This window comes from Streptomyces sp. WI03-4A (genome assembly GCF_033792105.1).
GTDB classification, from domain to species: Bacteria; Actinomycetota; Actinomycetes; order Streptomycetales; family Streptomycetaceae; genus Streptomyces; species Streptomyces collinus_A.
On the sequence record NZ_JARAUO010000040.1, the window covers coordinates 18,169 to 32,811 of the forward strand.

The 14,643-nt window shown below is 72.6% G+C and carries 16 protein-coding genes and 1 riboswitch; of the genes, 8 read left to right on the forward strand and 8 right to left on the reverse strand.

From position 1 onward, the window contains the following. Positions 1-113 precede the first annotated feature (113 nt). The 4 genes from thiE to PV343_RS31150 all read right to left on the reverse strand — a co-directional run bounded on the left by thiE (position 114) and on the right by PV343_RS31150 (position 2,966). A complete protein-coding gene (gene thiE / locus PV343_RS31135) occupies positions 114-764 on the reverse strand; it encodes a thiamine phosphate synthase (protein WP_319150386.1) in 651 nt (216 codons plus the stop codon). Between the two features lie 100 nt (positions 765-864). Further along, complete coding sequence (locus PV343_RS31140) at positions 865-1,230, reverse strand: Rv2175c family DNA-binding protein (RefSeq protein WP_030742629.1); 366 nt, start codon at positions 1,228-1,230, stop codon at positions 865-867. Positions 1,231-1,350: 120 nt separating this feature from the next. Then, entirely contained in the window at positions 1,351-2,583 is a 1,233-nt protein-coding gene (locus PV343_RS31145) for an NAD(P)/FAD-dependent oxidoreductase (protein WP_319150387.1), read from the reverse strand. 32 nt (positions 2,584-2,615) lie between these two features. After that, entirely contained in the window at positions 2,616-2,966 is a 351-nt protein-coding gene (locus PV343_RS31150; RefSeq protein WP_319150388.1) for a hypothetical protein, read from the reverse strand. A gap of 52 nt (positions 2,967-3,018) precedes the next feature. Continuing rightward, positions 3,019-3,130: riboswitch (TPP riboswitch) on the forward strand. Between PV343_RS31150 and thiO the strand changes: the two genes are divergently transcribed. The 5 genes from thiO (at position 3,128) to PV343_RS31175 (ending at position 8,295) form a co-directional block, all read left to right on the forward strand. Then, positions 3,128-4,288 (forward strand): glycine oxidase ThiO, encoded by a 1,161-nt coding sequence (thiO, locus tag PV343_RS31155; protein ID WP_319150389.1) that lies wholly within the window; start codon positions 3,128-3,130, stop codon positions 4,286-4,288. (Overlaps the previous riboswitch by 3 nt.) Further along, positions 4,285-4,485, forward strand: coding sequence for a sulfur carrier protein ThiS (gene thiS / locus PV343_RS31160; protein WP_319150390.1), 201 nt, complete (start codon positions 4,285-4,287; stop codon positions 4,483-4,485). The genes thiO and thiS overlap by 4 nt, the downstream gene beginning before the upstream one ends. A 3-nt stretch (positions 4,486-4,488) precedes the next feature. Further along, positions 4,489-5,286, forward strand: a complete 798-nt coding sequence (locus PV343_RS31165; protein WP_319150391.1) for a thiazole synthase — start codon at positions 4,489-4,491, stop codon at positions 5,284-5,286. Positions 5,287-5,411: 125 nt separating this feature from the next. Further along, the gene (gene pknB, locus PV343_RS31170) at positions 5,412-7,337 is read left to right on the forward strand and encodes a Stk1 family PASTA domain-containing Ser/Thr kinase (RefSeq protein ID WP_319150392.1); all 1,926 of its coding nucleotides are present in this window, start codon (positions 5,412-5,414) and stop codon (positions 7,335-7,337) included. Between the two features lie 58 nt (positions 7,338-7,395). Continuing rightward, a complete protein-coding gene (locus tag PV343_RS31175; protein WP_319150393.1) occupies positions 7,396-8,295 on the forward strand; it encodes a deoxyribonuclease IV in 900 nt (299 codons plus the stop codon). A gap of 15 nt (positions 8,296-8,310) precedes the next feature. Here PV343_RS31175 and PV343_RS31180 read toward each other — a convergent pair whose 3' ends face one another. Continuing rightward, positions 8,311-8,943, reverse strand: a complete 633-nt coding sequence (locus PV343_RS31180) for a sulfite oxidase-like oxidoreductase (RefSeq protein WP_319150394.1) — start codon at positions 8,941-8,943, stop codon at positions 8,311-8,313. A gap of 176 nt (positions 8,944-9,119) precedes the next feature. Between PV343_RS31180 and bfr the strand changes: the two genes are divergently transcribed. After that, positions 9,120-9,599 (forward strand): bacterioferritin, encoded by a 480-nt coding sequence (bfr, locus tag PV343_RS31185; RefSeq protein WP_319150395.1) that lies wholly within the window; start codon positions 9,120-9,122, stop codon positions 9,597-9,599. A 17-nt stretch (positions 9,600-9,616) separates the two neighbouring features. Here bfr and PV343_RS31190 read toward each other — a convergent pair whose 3' ends face one another. Further along, positions 9,617-9,880 carry a bacterioferritin-associated ferredoxin gene (locus PV343_RS31190; RefSeq protein ID WP_319150396.1) on the reverse strand — a complete coding sequence of 88 codons (264 nt, stop codon included), beginning with the start codon at positions 9,878-9,880 and terminating at the stop codon, positions 9,617-9,619. Positions 9,881-10,017: 137 nt separating this feature from the next. Next, positions 10,018-11,370 (reverse strand): class II 3-deoxy-7-phosphoheptulonate synthase, encoded by a 1,353-nt coding sequence (locus PV343_RS31195; RefSeq protein ID WP_319150397.1) that lies wholly within the window; start codon positions 11,368-11,370, stop codon positions 10,018-10,020. Between the two features lie 105 nt (positions 11,371-11,475). Between PV343_RS31195 and PV343_RS40480 the strand changes: the two genes are divergently transcribed. Together PV343_RS40480 and PV343_RS31200 are read left to right on the forward strand one after the other, a co-directional pair. Further along, positions 11,476-11,544: a trp operon leader peptide gene (locus PV343_RS40480; RefSeq protein ID WP_365013744.1), complete on the forward strand. Its 69-nt coding sequence runs from the start codon at positions 11,476-11,478 to the stop codon at positions 11,542-11,544. A gap of 90 nt (positions 11,545-11,634) precedes the next feature. Then, positions 11,635-13,491 (forward strand): anthranilate synthase family protein, encoded by a 1,857-nt coding sequence (locus tag PV343_RS31200; protein ID WP_319150398.1) that lies wholly within the window; start codon positions 11,635-11,637, stop codon positions 13,489-13,491. Between the two features lie 16 nt (positions 13,492-13,507). Here PV343_RS31200 and PV343_RS31205 read toward each other — a convergent pair whose 3' ends face one another. After that, on the reverse strand, positions 13,508-14,536 hold the full coding sequence (locus tag PV343_RS31205; protein WP_319150399.1) for a 6-phosphofructokinase: 1,029 nt from the start codon (positions 14,534-14,536) through the stop codon (positions 13,508-13,510). Between the last annotated feature and the right edge of the window lie 107 nt (positions 14,537-14,643).

The following is a 14,643-nucleotide window of genomic DNA, read 5'->3' on the forward strand; positions in this document are numbered from 1 at the left end:
AGGTTAGCCAGGGGTGGGCGGCACCCCAACCGAATGCGGGAAATTTGCCCGGATTGTCGGCTTCCTGTCCATCCCTTGGACAAAAACGTGGACAGGGCCCCGGCGAGCGGCGGTCAGGACGCCTGCCGCAGCCGCTTCGCGAACTCCGCCGCGGCCGCTCCCGGGTCGTCGGCCTCGGTGATCGCGCGGACCACGACCACCCGCCGGGCGCCCGCCTCCAGCACCTCGTCCAGGTTGCCGAGGTCGATGCCGCCGATGGCGAACCAGGGGCGCTCGGTGCCCAGGCCGGCGGTGTACCGGACCAGGTCCAGGCCGGGGGCGTGCCGACCCGGCTTGGTGGGGGTGGGCCAGCAGGGCCCGGTGCAGAAGTAGTCCACGCCCTCCTGGACGGCGGCCGCTGCGGCCTCGGACTCGGCGTGCGTCGAGCGGCCGATCAGGACGTCGGGGCCGAGGATCGCGCGGGCCGCGGGGACCGGGAGGTCGTCCTGGCCGAGGTGGAGCACGTCCGCGCCGGCGGCGTGGGCGACGTCGGCCCGGTCGTTGACCGCGAGCAGCCTGCCGTGCCGGGCGCAGGCGTCGGCGAACACCTCCAGGTGCTCCAGCTCCCGGCCCGCCTCCATGCCCTTGTCGCGCAGCTGCACGACGTCGACACCGCCGGCCAGGACCGCGTCCAGGAACGCGGCGAGGTCGCCCTGCCGCTCCCGGGCGTCGGTGCAGAGGTAGAGGCGGGCGTCGGCGAGCTCGGCGCGGGCGGCGTCGGACATGGGCGGGTCCCCCCGTGGTCGGTGCCCATGGGTGTCCATGGGCGTGCGAGCGGGCGGCGTACGGGCCGTGGCCGGTACGCCGCCCGGAATGCGGTGCGGATCAGACGGCCAGCGCCTGGGCGCGGCGCTTCACCTCCGTGCCGCGATTCTCGCTCAGGGCCTGCGCCGGCGTGCCGGGCAGGGTGGGGTCGGGGGTGAAGAGCCACTCGATCATCTCTTCGTCCGTGAAGCCGTCGTCCCGCAGGAGCGTCAGGGTGCCGGACAGGCCCTTGACGACCTTGTCCCCGTCGATGAAGGCGGCGGGGACGTGCAGCGCCCGGTTCTCACCACGGCGTACGGCGATGAGCTGGCCCTCCTTGACCAGCTGCCGCACACGCGTCACCTCGACGCCGAGCTGTTCGGCGATGTCGGGGAGGGTGAGCCAGGCGGGGACGAGAGCATCGATCTTTGCGTCAATCTCGGTCACGGGAACCAGCCTAGGCGCTCCGCCGGTCCGGCCGCGATGTGGCGTGGTGCGTCCGCGGGCGTCACGCGGGCGCCGTCGTGGCTGGTGGCGCCGTTCCCCGTGCCCCTCGCGGGGCGCCGGTCAGTCGGCCGTGGCGTCCTTCAGCGGGCGGGTCGGGTCGGGCAGGGCCTCGGGGTCCATGCGGCGGCCGGACTCGATCAGGCGGCGGCCCTGGGCCAGGTCGCGGGGCCTGCCGACGGCCAGCAGCGCCACCAGGCGGTCCTCGCGCAGCCAGCAGACGGTCCAGGCCGGGCTCGCCGGGTCGCCGCGCCACACCGTGCGGTCGGCCGCGGCGTGGTGGCCGGCGTACTGGACGAACCGGCCGAACTGCTCCGACCAGAAGTACGGCACCGGGTCGTAGGTCACCGGGAGCTCGCCCAGGACGTTCGCCGCGACCGTGCGCGGGCCCTGCAGGGCGTTGTCCCAGTGGTGGACGAGCAGCCGGGCGCCGTAGCGGGCCGAGGGGAAGGAGGCGCAGTCGCCGACCGCGTACACGTCCTCGGCCGAGGTGCGCAGGTGGGCGTCGGCCACCACCTCGCCGTCCGCGCCCAGCTCGATGCCGGAGCCGGCCAGCCAGCCGGTAGCCGGGCGGGCACCGATGCCGACGACGACGGCGTCCGCGGGCAGCCGTGTGCCGTCGGCGAGCTCCACCAGGCCGGGCTCGACGCGCTCCACGCGCGCGCCGGTGCGCAGCCCGGCGCCGCTGTCGGCGTACCAGGCGGTCATGCGCGCGGCGACCTCGGCGGGCAGGGCGCCGGCCAGCGGCCGGTCGGCGGCCTCCACCACGGTCACCTCGCAGCCGGCCTCGCGGGCGGCCGTGGCGAACTCGGCGCCGATCCAGCCGGCGCCGACGACCACGATGTGGTGCTGGGCCGCGAGGACGGGCCGCAGCCGCTCGGCGTCGTCCAGGGTGCGCAGCAGGTGCACGCCGGGCACGCCCTCGGTGCCCGGCAGCCGGACCGGCTCGGCGCCGGTGGCGAGCACCAGGACGTCGTACGCGACGGGGCCTGCCTCGGTGTCCAGTTCGTGGTCGGCGGGGCGCACGCCCAGCGCCTCGCAGCCGAGCCGCAGTTCGATGCCGAGGGACTCGAAGTCGACGTCGAAGGCGGAGCCCTCGGCCGTGCCGAGCAGCACGGCCTTGGACAGCGGCGGCCGGTCGTACGGCTGGTGGGGCTCGGCGCCGATCAGCGTGACCGTGCCCGTGTAGCCCTGCTCCCGCAGGGCCACGGCGGTCTGCACCCCGGCCATGCCGGCGCCGACGACGACCACGCGTCCCGGCTGTGACGTGCTCTGTTGCGGTGTCTGCTCGCTCACCCGATCACCATAGACAACTGACGAAACGTCAGTCAGGGGGCGTGCTCGGTGACCTGTTCCACAATGCTCGTCCCGGCCCCCGGCTGGGACTCCCACTCCCAGGTCTCCTCCAGCCGCACCCGCCCGTCCGGCAGCTCCACGACCGCCGACACGCAGTGCCCCGAGGAGGTGGTGCCGTCCCGCTTGAGCTGCACGTACCGGAAGTCCAGCCGGTCGCCCTCGCGGGTGCCGACCAGATGGCCGCGCACGACGTCGCCGCCGGTGTAATCGGCCCAGACGGCGCCGTCCCGCTCGTGGTACGCGAACCGGGTGCGCGTCCCCACCTGGCCCGGGGCCTGGTCCGCCACCGGCGCCAGGACGAGTCCGTCGAGCGAGCGGGCCATGCGCGGGGCTCCCTTACGAGTGACGTGCCGTGCGGGCTAGGGTGGCCACCGTACAAGCACTCGCGGGAGCCCGGACGCACCGGGCTGAGAGGGAGGCTGGCGGCCTCCGACCGTACGAACCTGATCCGGGTCATGCCGGCGAAGGGAGGGGCTGGACGCCCATGTCGTCACGTACGTCCGACGTCCTCGTCATCGGGGGCGGGATCATCGGTCTGGTCACGGCCTGGCGTGCCGTGCAGCGCGGGCTCGCCACGGCCGTGGTGGACCCCGAGCCCGGCGGCGGGGCCGCGCGGGTCGCGGCGGGGATGCTGGCCGCGGTCACCGAACTGCACTACGGCGAGGAGACGCTGCTCGCGCTGAACCTGGAGTCCGCCCGGCGCTACCCGGACTTCGCGGCCGAGCTGACCGAGCTGACCGGTCACGACCTCGGCTACCGCCGCTGCGGGACGCTCGCCGTCGCGCTGGACGCCGACGACCGCGCCCACCTGCGCGAACTGCACGCGCTCCAGCAGCGTTCGGGCCTGGAGTCGGAGTGGCTGTCGGGCCGGGACTGCCGGCGCCTGGAGCCGATGCTGGCGCCCGGTGTGCGCGGCGGCCTGCGGGTCGACGGCGACCACCAGATCGACCCGCGGCGGCTGGCGTCGGCCCTGGTGGCCGCCTGTGAGCGGGCCGGGGTGGTGTTCCACCGGGCGTGGGCCGAGCGGCTCGACGTCGTGCGGGACCGGGCCGCCGGGGTCACCACGGCGGACGGCACCGCGCTGGTCGCGGGCCGGGTGGTGCTCGCGGGCGGCAGCCTGAGCGGGCGTCTGGCGGGCGTGCCGGACGAGGTGCTGCCACCGGTGCGGCCGGTGAAGGGGCAGGTGCTGCGGCTGACCGTGCCCCGCCGCTGCGCGCCCTTCCTGAACCGGACCGTGCGGGCGGTGGTACGCGGCAGCCAGGTCTACCTGGTGCCCCGGGAGAACGGCGAGCTGGTGGTCGGCGCGACCAGCGAGGAGCTGGGCTGGGACACGACGGTGACCGCGGGGGGCGTGTACGAGCTGCTGCGCGACGCGCACGAGCTGGTGCCGGGGATCACCGAGCTGCCCCTCACCGAGACCCGGGCCGGTCTGCGCCCCGGCTCCCCGGACAACGCGCCGCTGCTCGGCCCGTCGGGGCTCGACGGGCTGCTGCTGGCCACCGGGCACTACCGCAACGGGGTGCTGCTCACCCCGGTCACCGGGGACGTGATGGCCGAGGTCCTGACGAGCGGGGAGCTGCCGCCCGAGGCCCGGCCGTTCACCCCCCGGCGCTTCGGCGCCGTCCTCGTGGAGCAGCCCGCATGAACATCTCCGTCAACGGGCGGCCGAGGCGGGTCGCCCCGGGCACCGCGCTGGACGCCCTCGTCAGGACCCTCACCGCGGCGCCCTCCGGGGTGGCCGCCGCCGTCAACGAGACCGTCGTCCCGCGCACGCGGTGGGCGGCCACGACCCTCGCCGAGGGGGACCGCGTCGAGGTCCTCACCGCCGTCCAGGGAGGCTGAGCCATGGCAGACGACCCCTTCGTCCTCGGCGGGCTGCCGCTGGGCTCCCGGCTGATCATGGGGACCGGCGGCGCGCCGAGCCTGGAGGTGCTGGAGCGGGCGCTGGTCGCCTCCGGCACCGAGCTGACCACCGTCGCGATGCGGCGGGTCGACCCGTCCGTGCACGGCTCGGTGCTGTCGGTGCTCCAGCGGCTGGGCATCCGGGTGCTGCCGAACACTGCGGGCTGCTTCACCGCCGGGGAGGCCGTGCTGACCGCCCGGCTCGCCCGGGAGGCGCTGGGCACCGATCTGGTCAAGCTGGAGGTCATCGCCGACGAGCGGACCCTGCTGCCGGATCCGGTGGAGCTGCTGGACGCGGCGGAGACCCTGGTCGACGACGGGTTCACGGTGCTGCCGTACACCAACGACGACCCGGTGCTCGCCCGCAAGCTGGAGGACGTGGGCTGTGCGGCGGTGATGCCGCTGGGCTCGCCGATCGGGTCCGGGCTCGGCATCCGCAACCCGCACAACTTCGAGCTGATCGTCGAGCGGGCGGGCGTACCGGTGATCCTGGACGCGGGCGCCGGCACCGCCTCGGACGTGGCGCTGGCGATGGAGCTGGGGTGCGCCGGGGTGATGCTGGCCTCCGCCGTCACCCGGGCCCAGCGGCCCACGACGATGGCCGCGGCCATGAAGCACGCGGTCGAGGCGGGCCGGCTGGCCCGGCTGGCCGGGCGGATCCCGCGCAGGCACTTCGCCGAGGCGTCCTCCCCGGTGGCGGGCCGGGCCCACCTCGATCCGGAGCGGCCCGCCTTCGGGTAGCGGACGCGGCACGGCCGGCTCCTTCTGTCACGGCCGGCGGCGGGTGCGTCACAGCTGTGCTGCATTACGTCACCGGAACGGCCGAGCGGGTGGGAGTGCCGGTTCGCCCTCGTAGACTCCCTTGCGTGGATACGACCCTTCAGGACCCCCTCGTCGGGCAGGTGCTCGACGGCCGGTACCGCGTCGACGCGCGGATCGCGGTCGGTGGGATGGCCACGGTCTACCGGGCCGTGGACACCCGCCTCGACCGGGTCCTCGCGCTCAAGGTGATGCACCCGACGCTGGCGGCCGACGGGTCGTTCGTGGAGCGGTTCATCCGGGAGGCCAAGTCGGTCGCCCGGCTCGCCCATCCCAACGTGGTGCAGGTCTTCGACCAGGGCACCGACGGGTCGTACGTGTACCTGGCGATGGAGTACATCGCCGGGTGCACCCTGCGGGACGTGCTGCGCGAGCGGGGCGCGCTGCAGCCGCGGGCCGCGCTGGACATCCTGGAGCCGGTGCTCGCCGCGCTCGGCGCCGCGCACCGGGCCGGTTTCGTGCACCGGGACATGAAGCCCGAGAACGTCCTGATAGGCGACGACGGACGGGTCAAGGTCGCCGACTTCGGGCTGGTGCGGTCCGTGGACACGGTGACCAGCACCACGGGTGCCGTGCTCGGCACCGTCTCCTACCTCGCGCCGGAGCAGATCGAGCAGGGCACCGCCGATCCGCGGGTCGACGTCTACGCGTGCGGTGTCGTCCTGTACGAGATGCTGACCGGCGGCAAGCCGCACTCCGGGGACTCCCCCGCCCAGATTCTGTACAAGCACATCCACGAGGACGTGCCGGCGCCGTCGGCGCTCGTGCCGGGGCTGGCCCGCGAGCTGGACGAGCTGGTGGCCGTGGCGACCGCGCGCACCCCGGACGGCCGGCCGCACGACGCGGCGGCGCTGCTCGGCCAGGTGCTACGGGCGCGTGCCGCGCTCGGCGCCGAGCAGCTCGACGCCGTGCCGCCGCAGGCGCTGGCCGCGGCGCACGACAACGCGCAGGACCGTACGAGCGTGATCCCGCGTTCGCCGACCGTGCCCCGGCCGCTGCCCGTCAACGAGGACGACCGGGCCGTGGCGTCCGTCATGCACACCAGCCGGCTGGAGAGCCCGCCGGTGCCGCCCCGGCGGCGCGCCGGCCGGGCCCGGCGCGGCCCGGTCGCGCTGATCGCGGCGGTCCTGCTGGTCCTCGGCGTGGGCGCCGGGGTCTGGTACATCAACTCCGGGCAGTTCACCAAGGTCCCGCTGCTGCTGGCCAAGACCGAGAAGCAGGCCGAGGCCCGGCTGCGTGCCTCGGGTCTCGACGTCAAGCAGGTCAAGCTCGAGTACAGCGACACGGTGAAGAGCGGCACGATCATCCGCACCGACCCGAAGCCCGGGGCCCGGATCCGCAGCAACGACTCGGTGACCCTGGTGATCTCCCGGGGCCCCGAGGTCGTGAAGGTGCCGGACCTGCGGGGTGTCCCGCTGGCCAAGGCGCGGGCGCGGCTGAAGGCGGCCGGTCTCGAGCCGGGGCTGGTCAACCGGGCGTTCAGCGACAGCGTCACCCGGGGTTCGGTGGTCGGCACCGACCCGGAGACGGGCACCGAGCGGCACGCGGGCTCGGCGATCGCGCTCCTGGTCAGCAAGGGCAGATCCGTCGGCGTGCCGGACGTCACCGGCGAGGACCTCGACAGCGCCCGGCAGGACCTGGAGGGTGCCGGCCTGAAGGTGCGCGTCCTGGGGCAGCAGGTGCACTCCGACTTCGACAAGGGCCAGGTGGCGCAGCAGAGCCCGGCGAACGGCCAGGCCGCCGAGGGCGACACGGTGACGCTGACGCTGTCCCTGGGGCCGCCGATGGTCGAGGTGCCGGACGTGGTCGGCTCCTCGGTCGACGACGCGACGAAGCAGCTGGAGGGCGCCGGCTTCAAGGTCGAAAAGGACCGGGGCCTGCTCGGTCTCTTCGGGGACACCGTGCGCAAGCAGTCGGTGGACGCCGGCCAGAAGGCGCCCAAGGGGTCGACGATCACCATCACCATCCGGTGAGAGGGGCCGCTCGCGGACCGGTTCCGGGCGGCCCCGCCAGGCATGACACCCTGAACGGGTGACAAGTCAGCGGTCCCGTTCCGTCTCCCCTCCCCCCGGCCCCTCCCGCAACCCGGTCGGCGGTCACGTCCCCGTGGCCGGCGGTCTGCACACGGTGGGGCTGTCGTACGCCCGCGAGCTGAAGGCGGAGACCGTGCAGGTCTTCGTCGCCAACCCGCGCGGGTGGGCCACGCCGGCCGGGAACCCGCGGCAGGACGAGGCGTTCCGCCAGGCGTGCGCCGACGAGTCGGTCCCCGCCTACGTGCACGCCCCCTACCTGATCAACTTCGGCTCGCACACCGAGGCCACCGTGGAGCGGTCGGTGGAGTCGCTCAGGCACTCCCTGCGGCGGGGCCGGGAGATCGGCGCGCTGGGCGTCGTCGTGCACACCGGAAGCGCCACCGGCGGGCGGACGCGGGAGGTGGCGCTGAAGCAGGTGCGGGAGCACCTGCTGCCGCTGCTGGACGAGCTGACGCACGACGACGACCCGTTCCTGCTGCTGGAGTCGACCGCGGGGCAGGGCTCCTCCCTGTGCTCGCGCACCTGGGACTTCGGCCCGTACTTCGAGGCGCTGGACGCCCATCCCAAGCTGGGTGTCTGCCTGGACACGTGCCACATCTTCGCCGCCGGGCACGACCTGACCGGGCCGGACGGCATGCGCCAGACCCTCGACCTGCTGGTGGAGACGGTCGGCGAGGGCCGGCTGAAGCTGATCCACGCCAACGACTCCAAGGACGTGGTGGGCGCGCACAAGGACCGGCACGAGAACATCGGCGCCGGCCACATCGGCGAGGACCCGTTCCGGGCCCTGATGAGCCACCCCGCGACGGCGGGCGTGCCGCTGGTGATCGAGACGCCGGGCGGCAAAGAGGGCCATGCCGCGGACGTGGAGCGGCTGAAGAAGCTGCGGGACGGCTGAGGGCGGGCCGCGGGGTCAGAGCTCGGGACCGTCCCCGGGCTCCTCCTGGTAGGAGTAGCGCTGTTCCTTCCAGGGGTCGCCGATGTTGTGGTAGCCGCGCTCCTCCCAGAAGCCGCGCCGGTCGGCGGTCATGTACTCCACGCCCCGCACCCACTTGGGGCCCTTCCAGGCGTAGAGGTGGGGGACGACCAGGCGGACCGGGAAGCCGTGCTCGGCGGTGAGGAGTTCGCCGTCCTTGTGGGTGGCGAAGATCGCCTGGTCGGAGGCGAAGTCCGACAGCCGCAGGTTGGAGCTGAACCCGTACTCCGCCCACACCATCACATGGGTGACGTCCGGCGCCGGGGGTGCCAGGTCCAGGATGGTGCGGGCCGGGATGCCGCCCCACTCGGCGCCGGTCATGCTGAACTTCGTCACGCAGTGCAGATCGGCCACCACGGTGGTGTACGGCAGGGCCGTGAACTCGTCGTGGTTCCAGGTGTGCTTGTCGCCGTCGGCGGTGACGCCGAAGACCCGGAACTCCCAGCGCTCGGGCCGGAACTTCGGCACGGGCCCGTAGTGGGTGACCGGCCAGCCGCGCTGGAGTCGCTGCCCCGGCGGAAGCTCGGACCCTGCCGCCGTCCCAGATTCGCGCTCCACCGGATGACCCATGTCTCCATCCTGACAGACCTCGGGCAGTGTCCTTGACCACCCCTGTCCGAATCGGACAATCACCATCAGGTCAGCACTTACTTACTAAGTACGCACTTACTGGACGATCTTCGTCACCGGTGCAATCATGCCGCCGCACACCTCACCCGTCCCTCCGCCTGGAAGGAGCCTCTGCGATGCAGGGCGACCCCGAGGTCATCGAGTTCCTCAACGAGCAGCTCACCGGCGAGCTGACCGCGATCAACCAGTACTTCCTGCACGCGAAGATGCAGGAGAACTTCGGCTGGACGAAGCTCGCCAAGTACACGCGGCACGAGTCGTTCGACGAGATGAAGCACGCGGAGGTGCTGACCGACCGGATCCTGTTCCTGGAGGGGCTGCCCAACTACCAGCGGCTGTTCCACGTACGGGTGGGGCAGACGGTCCGGGAGATGTTCGAGGCCGACCGGCAGATCGAGGTGGAGGCGATCGACCGGCTCAAGCGGGGCGTCAAGGTGATGCGCGAGAAGGGCGACATCACGTCGGCGAACATCTTCGAGGACATCCTCGCCGACGAGGAGCACCACATCGACTACCTGGACACCCAGCTGGAGCTGGTGGAGAAGCTCGGCGAGGCGCTGTACCTCGCGCAGCTGATCGAACAGCCCGAGAGCTAGGCCGAAGACCCCGGGAGCTAGGCCGCTTCCGCTTCGACGGCATCCGCCCCGGCGGCGTCCGGGCTCCCCGGGATGCTCGACAGCACCGGCCTGCCCTGGTCCGCGAGCTCGCGGCGGGGGCAGGCGCCCCGGCCGAGGATCGCCTGGATCCGGCGGACGCACGAGCCGCAGTCCGTGCCCGCCTTGCAGGCGGAGGCTATCTGGCGGGGGGTGCAGGCACCGTCCTCCGCGTGCTGCTTGACCTGCGCCTCGGTGATGCCGAAGCAACTGCAGACGAACACGCGGCTCACCTCCCGACGGGATCTGTCTCTTACGCCATCCCGTTTTCCGGTGAGGCAAACCTAACCTTACCCACCCTGCGAGAGCCGCGACAGTGGGTGGGGCGCGGATCCTGTGTGATCCGCGCCCCACGCCGCAATCACTGGTCCCGGTACATCTCCGCGACGAGGAACGCCAGGTCCAGGGACTGGCTGCGGTTCAGCCGGGGGTCGCAGGCCGTCTCGTAGCGCTGGTGCAGGTCGTCGACGAAGATCTCGTCGCCGCCGCCCACGCACTCGGTGACGTCGTCACCCGTCAGCTCGACGTGGATGCCGCCCGGGTGGGTGCCGAGCGCCTTGTGGACCTCGAAGAAGCCCTTGACCTCGTCCAGCACGTCGTCGAACCGGCGCGTCTTGTGCCCCGAGGCCGCCTCGAAGGTGTTGCCGTGCATCGGGTCCGTCACCCAGGCCACCGTCGCACCGGAGGCGGTGACCTTCTCGACCAGCTCCGGGAGCCGGTCCCGGATCTTGTCGGCGCCCATGCGGACGATGAAGGTCAGCCGGCCCGGCTCGCGGTCCGGGTCGAGGCGGTCGATGTAGGTGAGGGCTTCCTCGGCCGTGGTGGTCGGGCCGAGCTTGATGCCGATCGGGTTGCGGATCTTCGAGGCGAACTCGATGTGCGCGCCGTCGAGCTGGCGGGTGCGCTCACCGATCCACACCATGTGGCCCGAGACGTCGTAGAGCTGCCCGGTGCGCGAGTCGACACGGGTGAGCGCCGACTCGTAGTCGAGCAGCAGCGCCTCGTGCGAGGAGTAGAACTCGACGGTCTTGAACTCCTCCGGGTCGGCCCCGCAGGCGTGCATGAAGTTCAGCGCGTTGTCGATCTCACGAGCGAGCTGCTCGTAGCGCTGACCGGACGGGGACGACTTCACGAAGTCCTGGTTCCAGGCGTGCACCTGGCGCAGGTCGGCGTAGCCGCCGGTGGTGAAGGCGCGCACCAGGTTCAGCGTGGAGGCGGACGCGTGGTACATCCGCTTCAGGCGCTCCGGGTCCGGGACACGGGCGGCCGCGTTGAAGTCGAAGCCGTTGACCGAGTCGCCCCGGTACGTGGGCAGCGTGACGCCGTCGCGGGTCTCGGTGTTCTTGGAGCGCGGCTTGGAGTACTGGCCGGCGATGCGGCCCACCTTGACCACGGGCACGGAGGCCGCGTAGGTCAGCACCGCGCCCATCTGGAGGAGCGTCTTGAGCTTGCTGCGGATGTGGTCGGCGGACACCGCGTCGAATGCCTCGGCGCAGTCGCCGCCCTGGAGAAGGAACGCCTCTCCCTTGGCGACGGCCGCCATCCGGGCGCGCAGCTGGTCGCACTCGCCCGCGAAGACGAGCGGCGGATACGACTCGAGGTCCGCGATCACTGCGCGCAGAGCCTCGGTGTCGGGGTACTCGGGCTGCTGCGCCGCGGGCAGGTTTCGCCAGGTGTTGCCAGCGCTCGGGCTGGTCTTAGCGTTCACGGTCACCTCGTAAACATTACGGGGTCGTGTCGCCATATTTTCCTCCGGCTCGACTGGTGAGACGGAGTGTTTGCCTCATGGACGCCACGGCCGTGCGGTAGGGTTTCTCGCATGTTCGCGCTTTCCATCCGGACCCCTGTCCAGAACTGGTGGTGGACCGCTCACCCGGCGGCCCACTGACTGCGCGTACGCAATACTTCGCGAAGGCCGCCCGAGGGGCGGCCTTCGGTGTTTCCCGGGGTCGTTCCTCTCCGCTGAGAAGGATCGCCCATGAATCTCCAGGACCTCTTGCACGACCCTCGCCCCTTCGCCCTGCTGCACCGTCGCACGCCGGGCCACGACGAGCACACGGTCGAGGTGCTGCTCGGCCCGGTCACCGCGCGGGAGCGCCTCGCCGACCTGCCCGGCGAAGGCCTCGCGCTCGTCCCGTTCCGCCAGATCCGCGAGCGCGGCTTCGACGTCCGCGACGACGGCACCCCGCTGCTGGTGCTGACGCCCGAGGAGTCCTGCCGGGTCCCGCTCGACCGGGCCCTGCGGGAGCTGCCCGGCCACGACGTGCGGGTCGAGGGCGGCGGCTTCGACGTCGGTGACGAGGAGTACCGCGAGATCGTCGGGCGGGTGCTGCGCGAGGAGATCGGCCGCGGCGAGGGCGCGAACTTCGTGATCCGCCGGACGTACGAGGGCACGGTCCCGGGCTTCGGCCGGGCCGACGCGCTGGCGCTCTTCCGGCGGCTGCTGGAGGGCGAGCGCGGAGCGTACTGGACGTTCGTCGTGCACACCGGGGAGCGGACGCTGGTGGGCGCCAGCCCGGAGGTGCACGTGCGGATGTCGGGCGGCACCGTCGTCATGAATCCGATCAGCGGCACGTACCGGTACCCCGACGGGGGGCCGACGCCGGAGCACCTGCTGGACTTCCTCGCCGACGGCAAGGAGACCGAGGAGCTGTCCATGGTCGTCGACGAGGAACTGAAGATGATGTGCACCGTCGGCGACATGGGCGGGGTGGTGGTCGGACCGCGGCTGAAGGAGATGGCGCACCTCGCGCACACCGAGTACGAGCTGCGCGGGAAGTCCTCCCTGGACGTGCGGGAGGTGTTGCGGGAGACGATGTTCGCGGCGACGGTCACCGGCTCGCCGGTGCAGAACGCGTGCCGGGTGATCGAACGCCACGAAGTGGGCGGCCGGGGGTACTACGCCGGGGCGCTGGCGCTGCTGGGCCGGGACTCCGGGGGCGCGCAGACCCTGGACTCCCCCATCCTGATCCGTACCGCCGACATCGACGCCGGAGGCCGGCTGCGGGTGCCGGTCGGGGCGACGCTCGTGCGCGGCTCGGACCCGGCGGGCGAGGTGGCGGAGACGCACGCGAAGGCGGCGGGCGTGCTGGCCGCCCTCGGGGTGCGGCCGGCCCGGCCGCGCGCGGAACGGGCCCGGCCCCGGCTGGCCGACGACCCGCGGGTGCGGGCCGCTCTGGACGGGCGCCGCTCGTCGCTGGCGCCGTTCTGGCTGCGGATGCAGGAGCGGTCGGCGGCCCTTCAGGGGCACGCCCTGGTGGTCGACGGCGAGGACACCTTCACGGCGATGCTCGCGCACGTGCTGCGGTCGAACGGGCTGGACGTCACGGTCCGGCGCTACGACGAGCCCGGGCTGCGCGAGGCCGTCCTCGCGCACGAGGGCCCGGTCGTGCTCGGCCCCGGCCCCGGGGACCCCTCCGACCTCACCGACCGCAAGATGCGGTTCCTGCGGGACCTGGCCGCCGAGGTGGTCCGCGGGCACCGGCACGGTGTGCTGGGCGTCTGCCTCGGGCACGAGCTGCTCGCGGCGGAGCTGGGCCTGGAGATCGTCCGCAAGGAGGTGCCGTACCAGGGGGCGCAGACGGAGATCGACCTGTTCGGGCGGAGCGAGACCGTCGGTTTCTACAACAGCTTCGTGGCGCGCTGCGACGCGGAGGCGGCGGCCGGACTGGCCGCCCACGGGGTCGAGGTGAGCCGCGCCGCGAACGGCGAGGTGCACGCGATCCGGGGCCCGGGCTTCGGCGGGGTGCAGTTCCACCCGGAGTCGGTGCTGACGCTGAACGGGGCCACGGTCGTACGGGAGCTGATGGACCAGCTGCGCCGTACGACCGTCTAGCGTTCCGGGGCCGCGGTCAGCCGAAGAACACGCCGACCTCTTCGTACAGCTTCGGGTCGACGGTCTTCAGCCTGGCCGTGGCCTCGGCGATCGGGACACGGACGATGTCGGTGCCGCGCAGGGCGACCATCTTGCCGAAGTCGCCGTCGCGGACGCAGTCGACGGCGTGCAGTCCGAAGCGGGTGGCGAGCCAGCGGTCGAAGGCGCTCGGGGTGCCGCCGCGCTGGATGTGCCCGAGGACCGTGGTGCGGGCCTCCTTGCCGGTCCGCTTCTCGATCTCCTTGGCCAGCCACTCGCCCACCCCGGACAGCCGCACGTGTCCGAAGGAGTCCAGCGACTCGTCCTTGAGGACCATCTCGCCGTCCTTCGGCATGGCGCCCTCGGCGACGACGACGATCGGGGCGTAGGAGGCCTTGAAGCGGGAGGTGATCCAGGCGCACACCTGGTCGAGGTCGAAGCGCTGTTCCGGAATGAGGATGACGTTGGCGCCGCCGGCCAGCCCGGAGTGCAGGGCGATCCAGCCGGCGTGCCGGCCCATCACCTCGCACACCAGGACCCGCATGTGGGACTCGGCGGTGGTGTGCAGGCGGTCGATGGCCTCGGTGGCGATGCCGACGGCGGTGTCGAAGCCGAAGGTGTAGTCGGTGGCGGACAGGTCGTTGTCGATGGTCTTGGGCACGCCGACGCAGGGCACGCCGTACTCGTCGGACAGCCGGGCGGCCACCCCGAGGGTGTCCTCGCCGCCGATCGCGACGAGCGCCTCGACCTCCAGCTTGGCCAGGTTCTCCTTGATCCTGCGGATGCCGCCCTCCAGCTTGAGGGGGTTGGTGCGCGAGGAGCCGAGGATGGTGCCGCCGCGGGGCAGGATGCCGCGCACCGCGGGGATGTCGAGGCGCACGGTGTCGCCTTCGAGAGGTCCGCGCCAGCCGTCCCGGAAGCCGACGAAGTCGTATCCGTACTCCTGTACGCCCTTACGGACGACGCCCCGGATGACGGCGTTGAGCCCGGGGCAGTCGCCGCCTCCGGTCAGTACTCCGACCCGCATGGAAATGTCCCTTCGCCGCGGTTGCCTGACAGTCAGTCACGGTAAAGGTGATTCGCGTCACACAGCGAGAGGCGGGAAGGGTGATTCCGGTGAAATGCGCGGAAGCC

Coding starts and splice junctions, on each gene's coding strand:
- thiE (WP_319150386.1), bottom strand. CDS start 764: ATGTCCGACGCCGCCCGCGCCGAGCTCGCCGACGCCCGCCTCTACCTC.
- PV343_RS31150 (WP_319150388.1), bottom strand. CDS start 2,966: ATGGCCCGCTCGCTCGACGGACTCGTCCTGGCGCCGGTGGCGGACCAG.
- thiO (WP_319150389.1), top strand. CDS start 3,128: ATGTCGTCACGTACGTCCGACGTCCTCGTCATCGGGGGCGGGATCATC.
- thiS (WP_319150390.1), top strand. CDS start 4,285: ATGAACATCTCCGTCAACGGGCGGCCGAGGCGGGTCGCCCCGGGCACC.
- PV343_RS31165 (WP_319150391.1), top strand. CDS start 4,489: ATGGCAGACGACCCCTTCGTCCTCGGCGGGCTGCCGCTGGGCTCCCGG.
- PV343_RS31180 (WP_319150394.1), bottom strand. CDS start 8,943: ATGGGTCATCCGGTGGAGCGCGAATCTGGGACGGCGGCAGGGTCCGAG.
- bfr (WP_319150395.1), top strand. CDS start 9,120: ATGCAGGGCGACCCCGAGGTCATCGAGTTCCTCAACGAGCAGCTCACC.
- PV343_RS31200 (WP_319150398.1), top strand. CDS start 11,635: ATGAATCTCCAGGACCTCTTGCACGACCCTCGCCCCTTCGCCCTGCTG.
- PV343_RS31205 (WP_319150399.1), bottom strand. CDS start 14,536: ATGCGGGTCGGAGTACTGACCGGAGGCGGCGACTGCCCCGGGCTCAAC.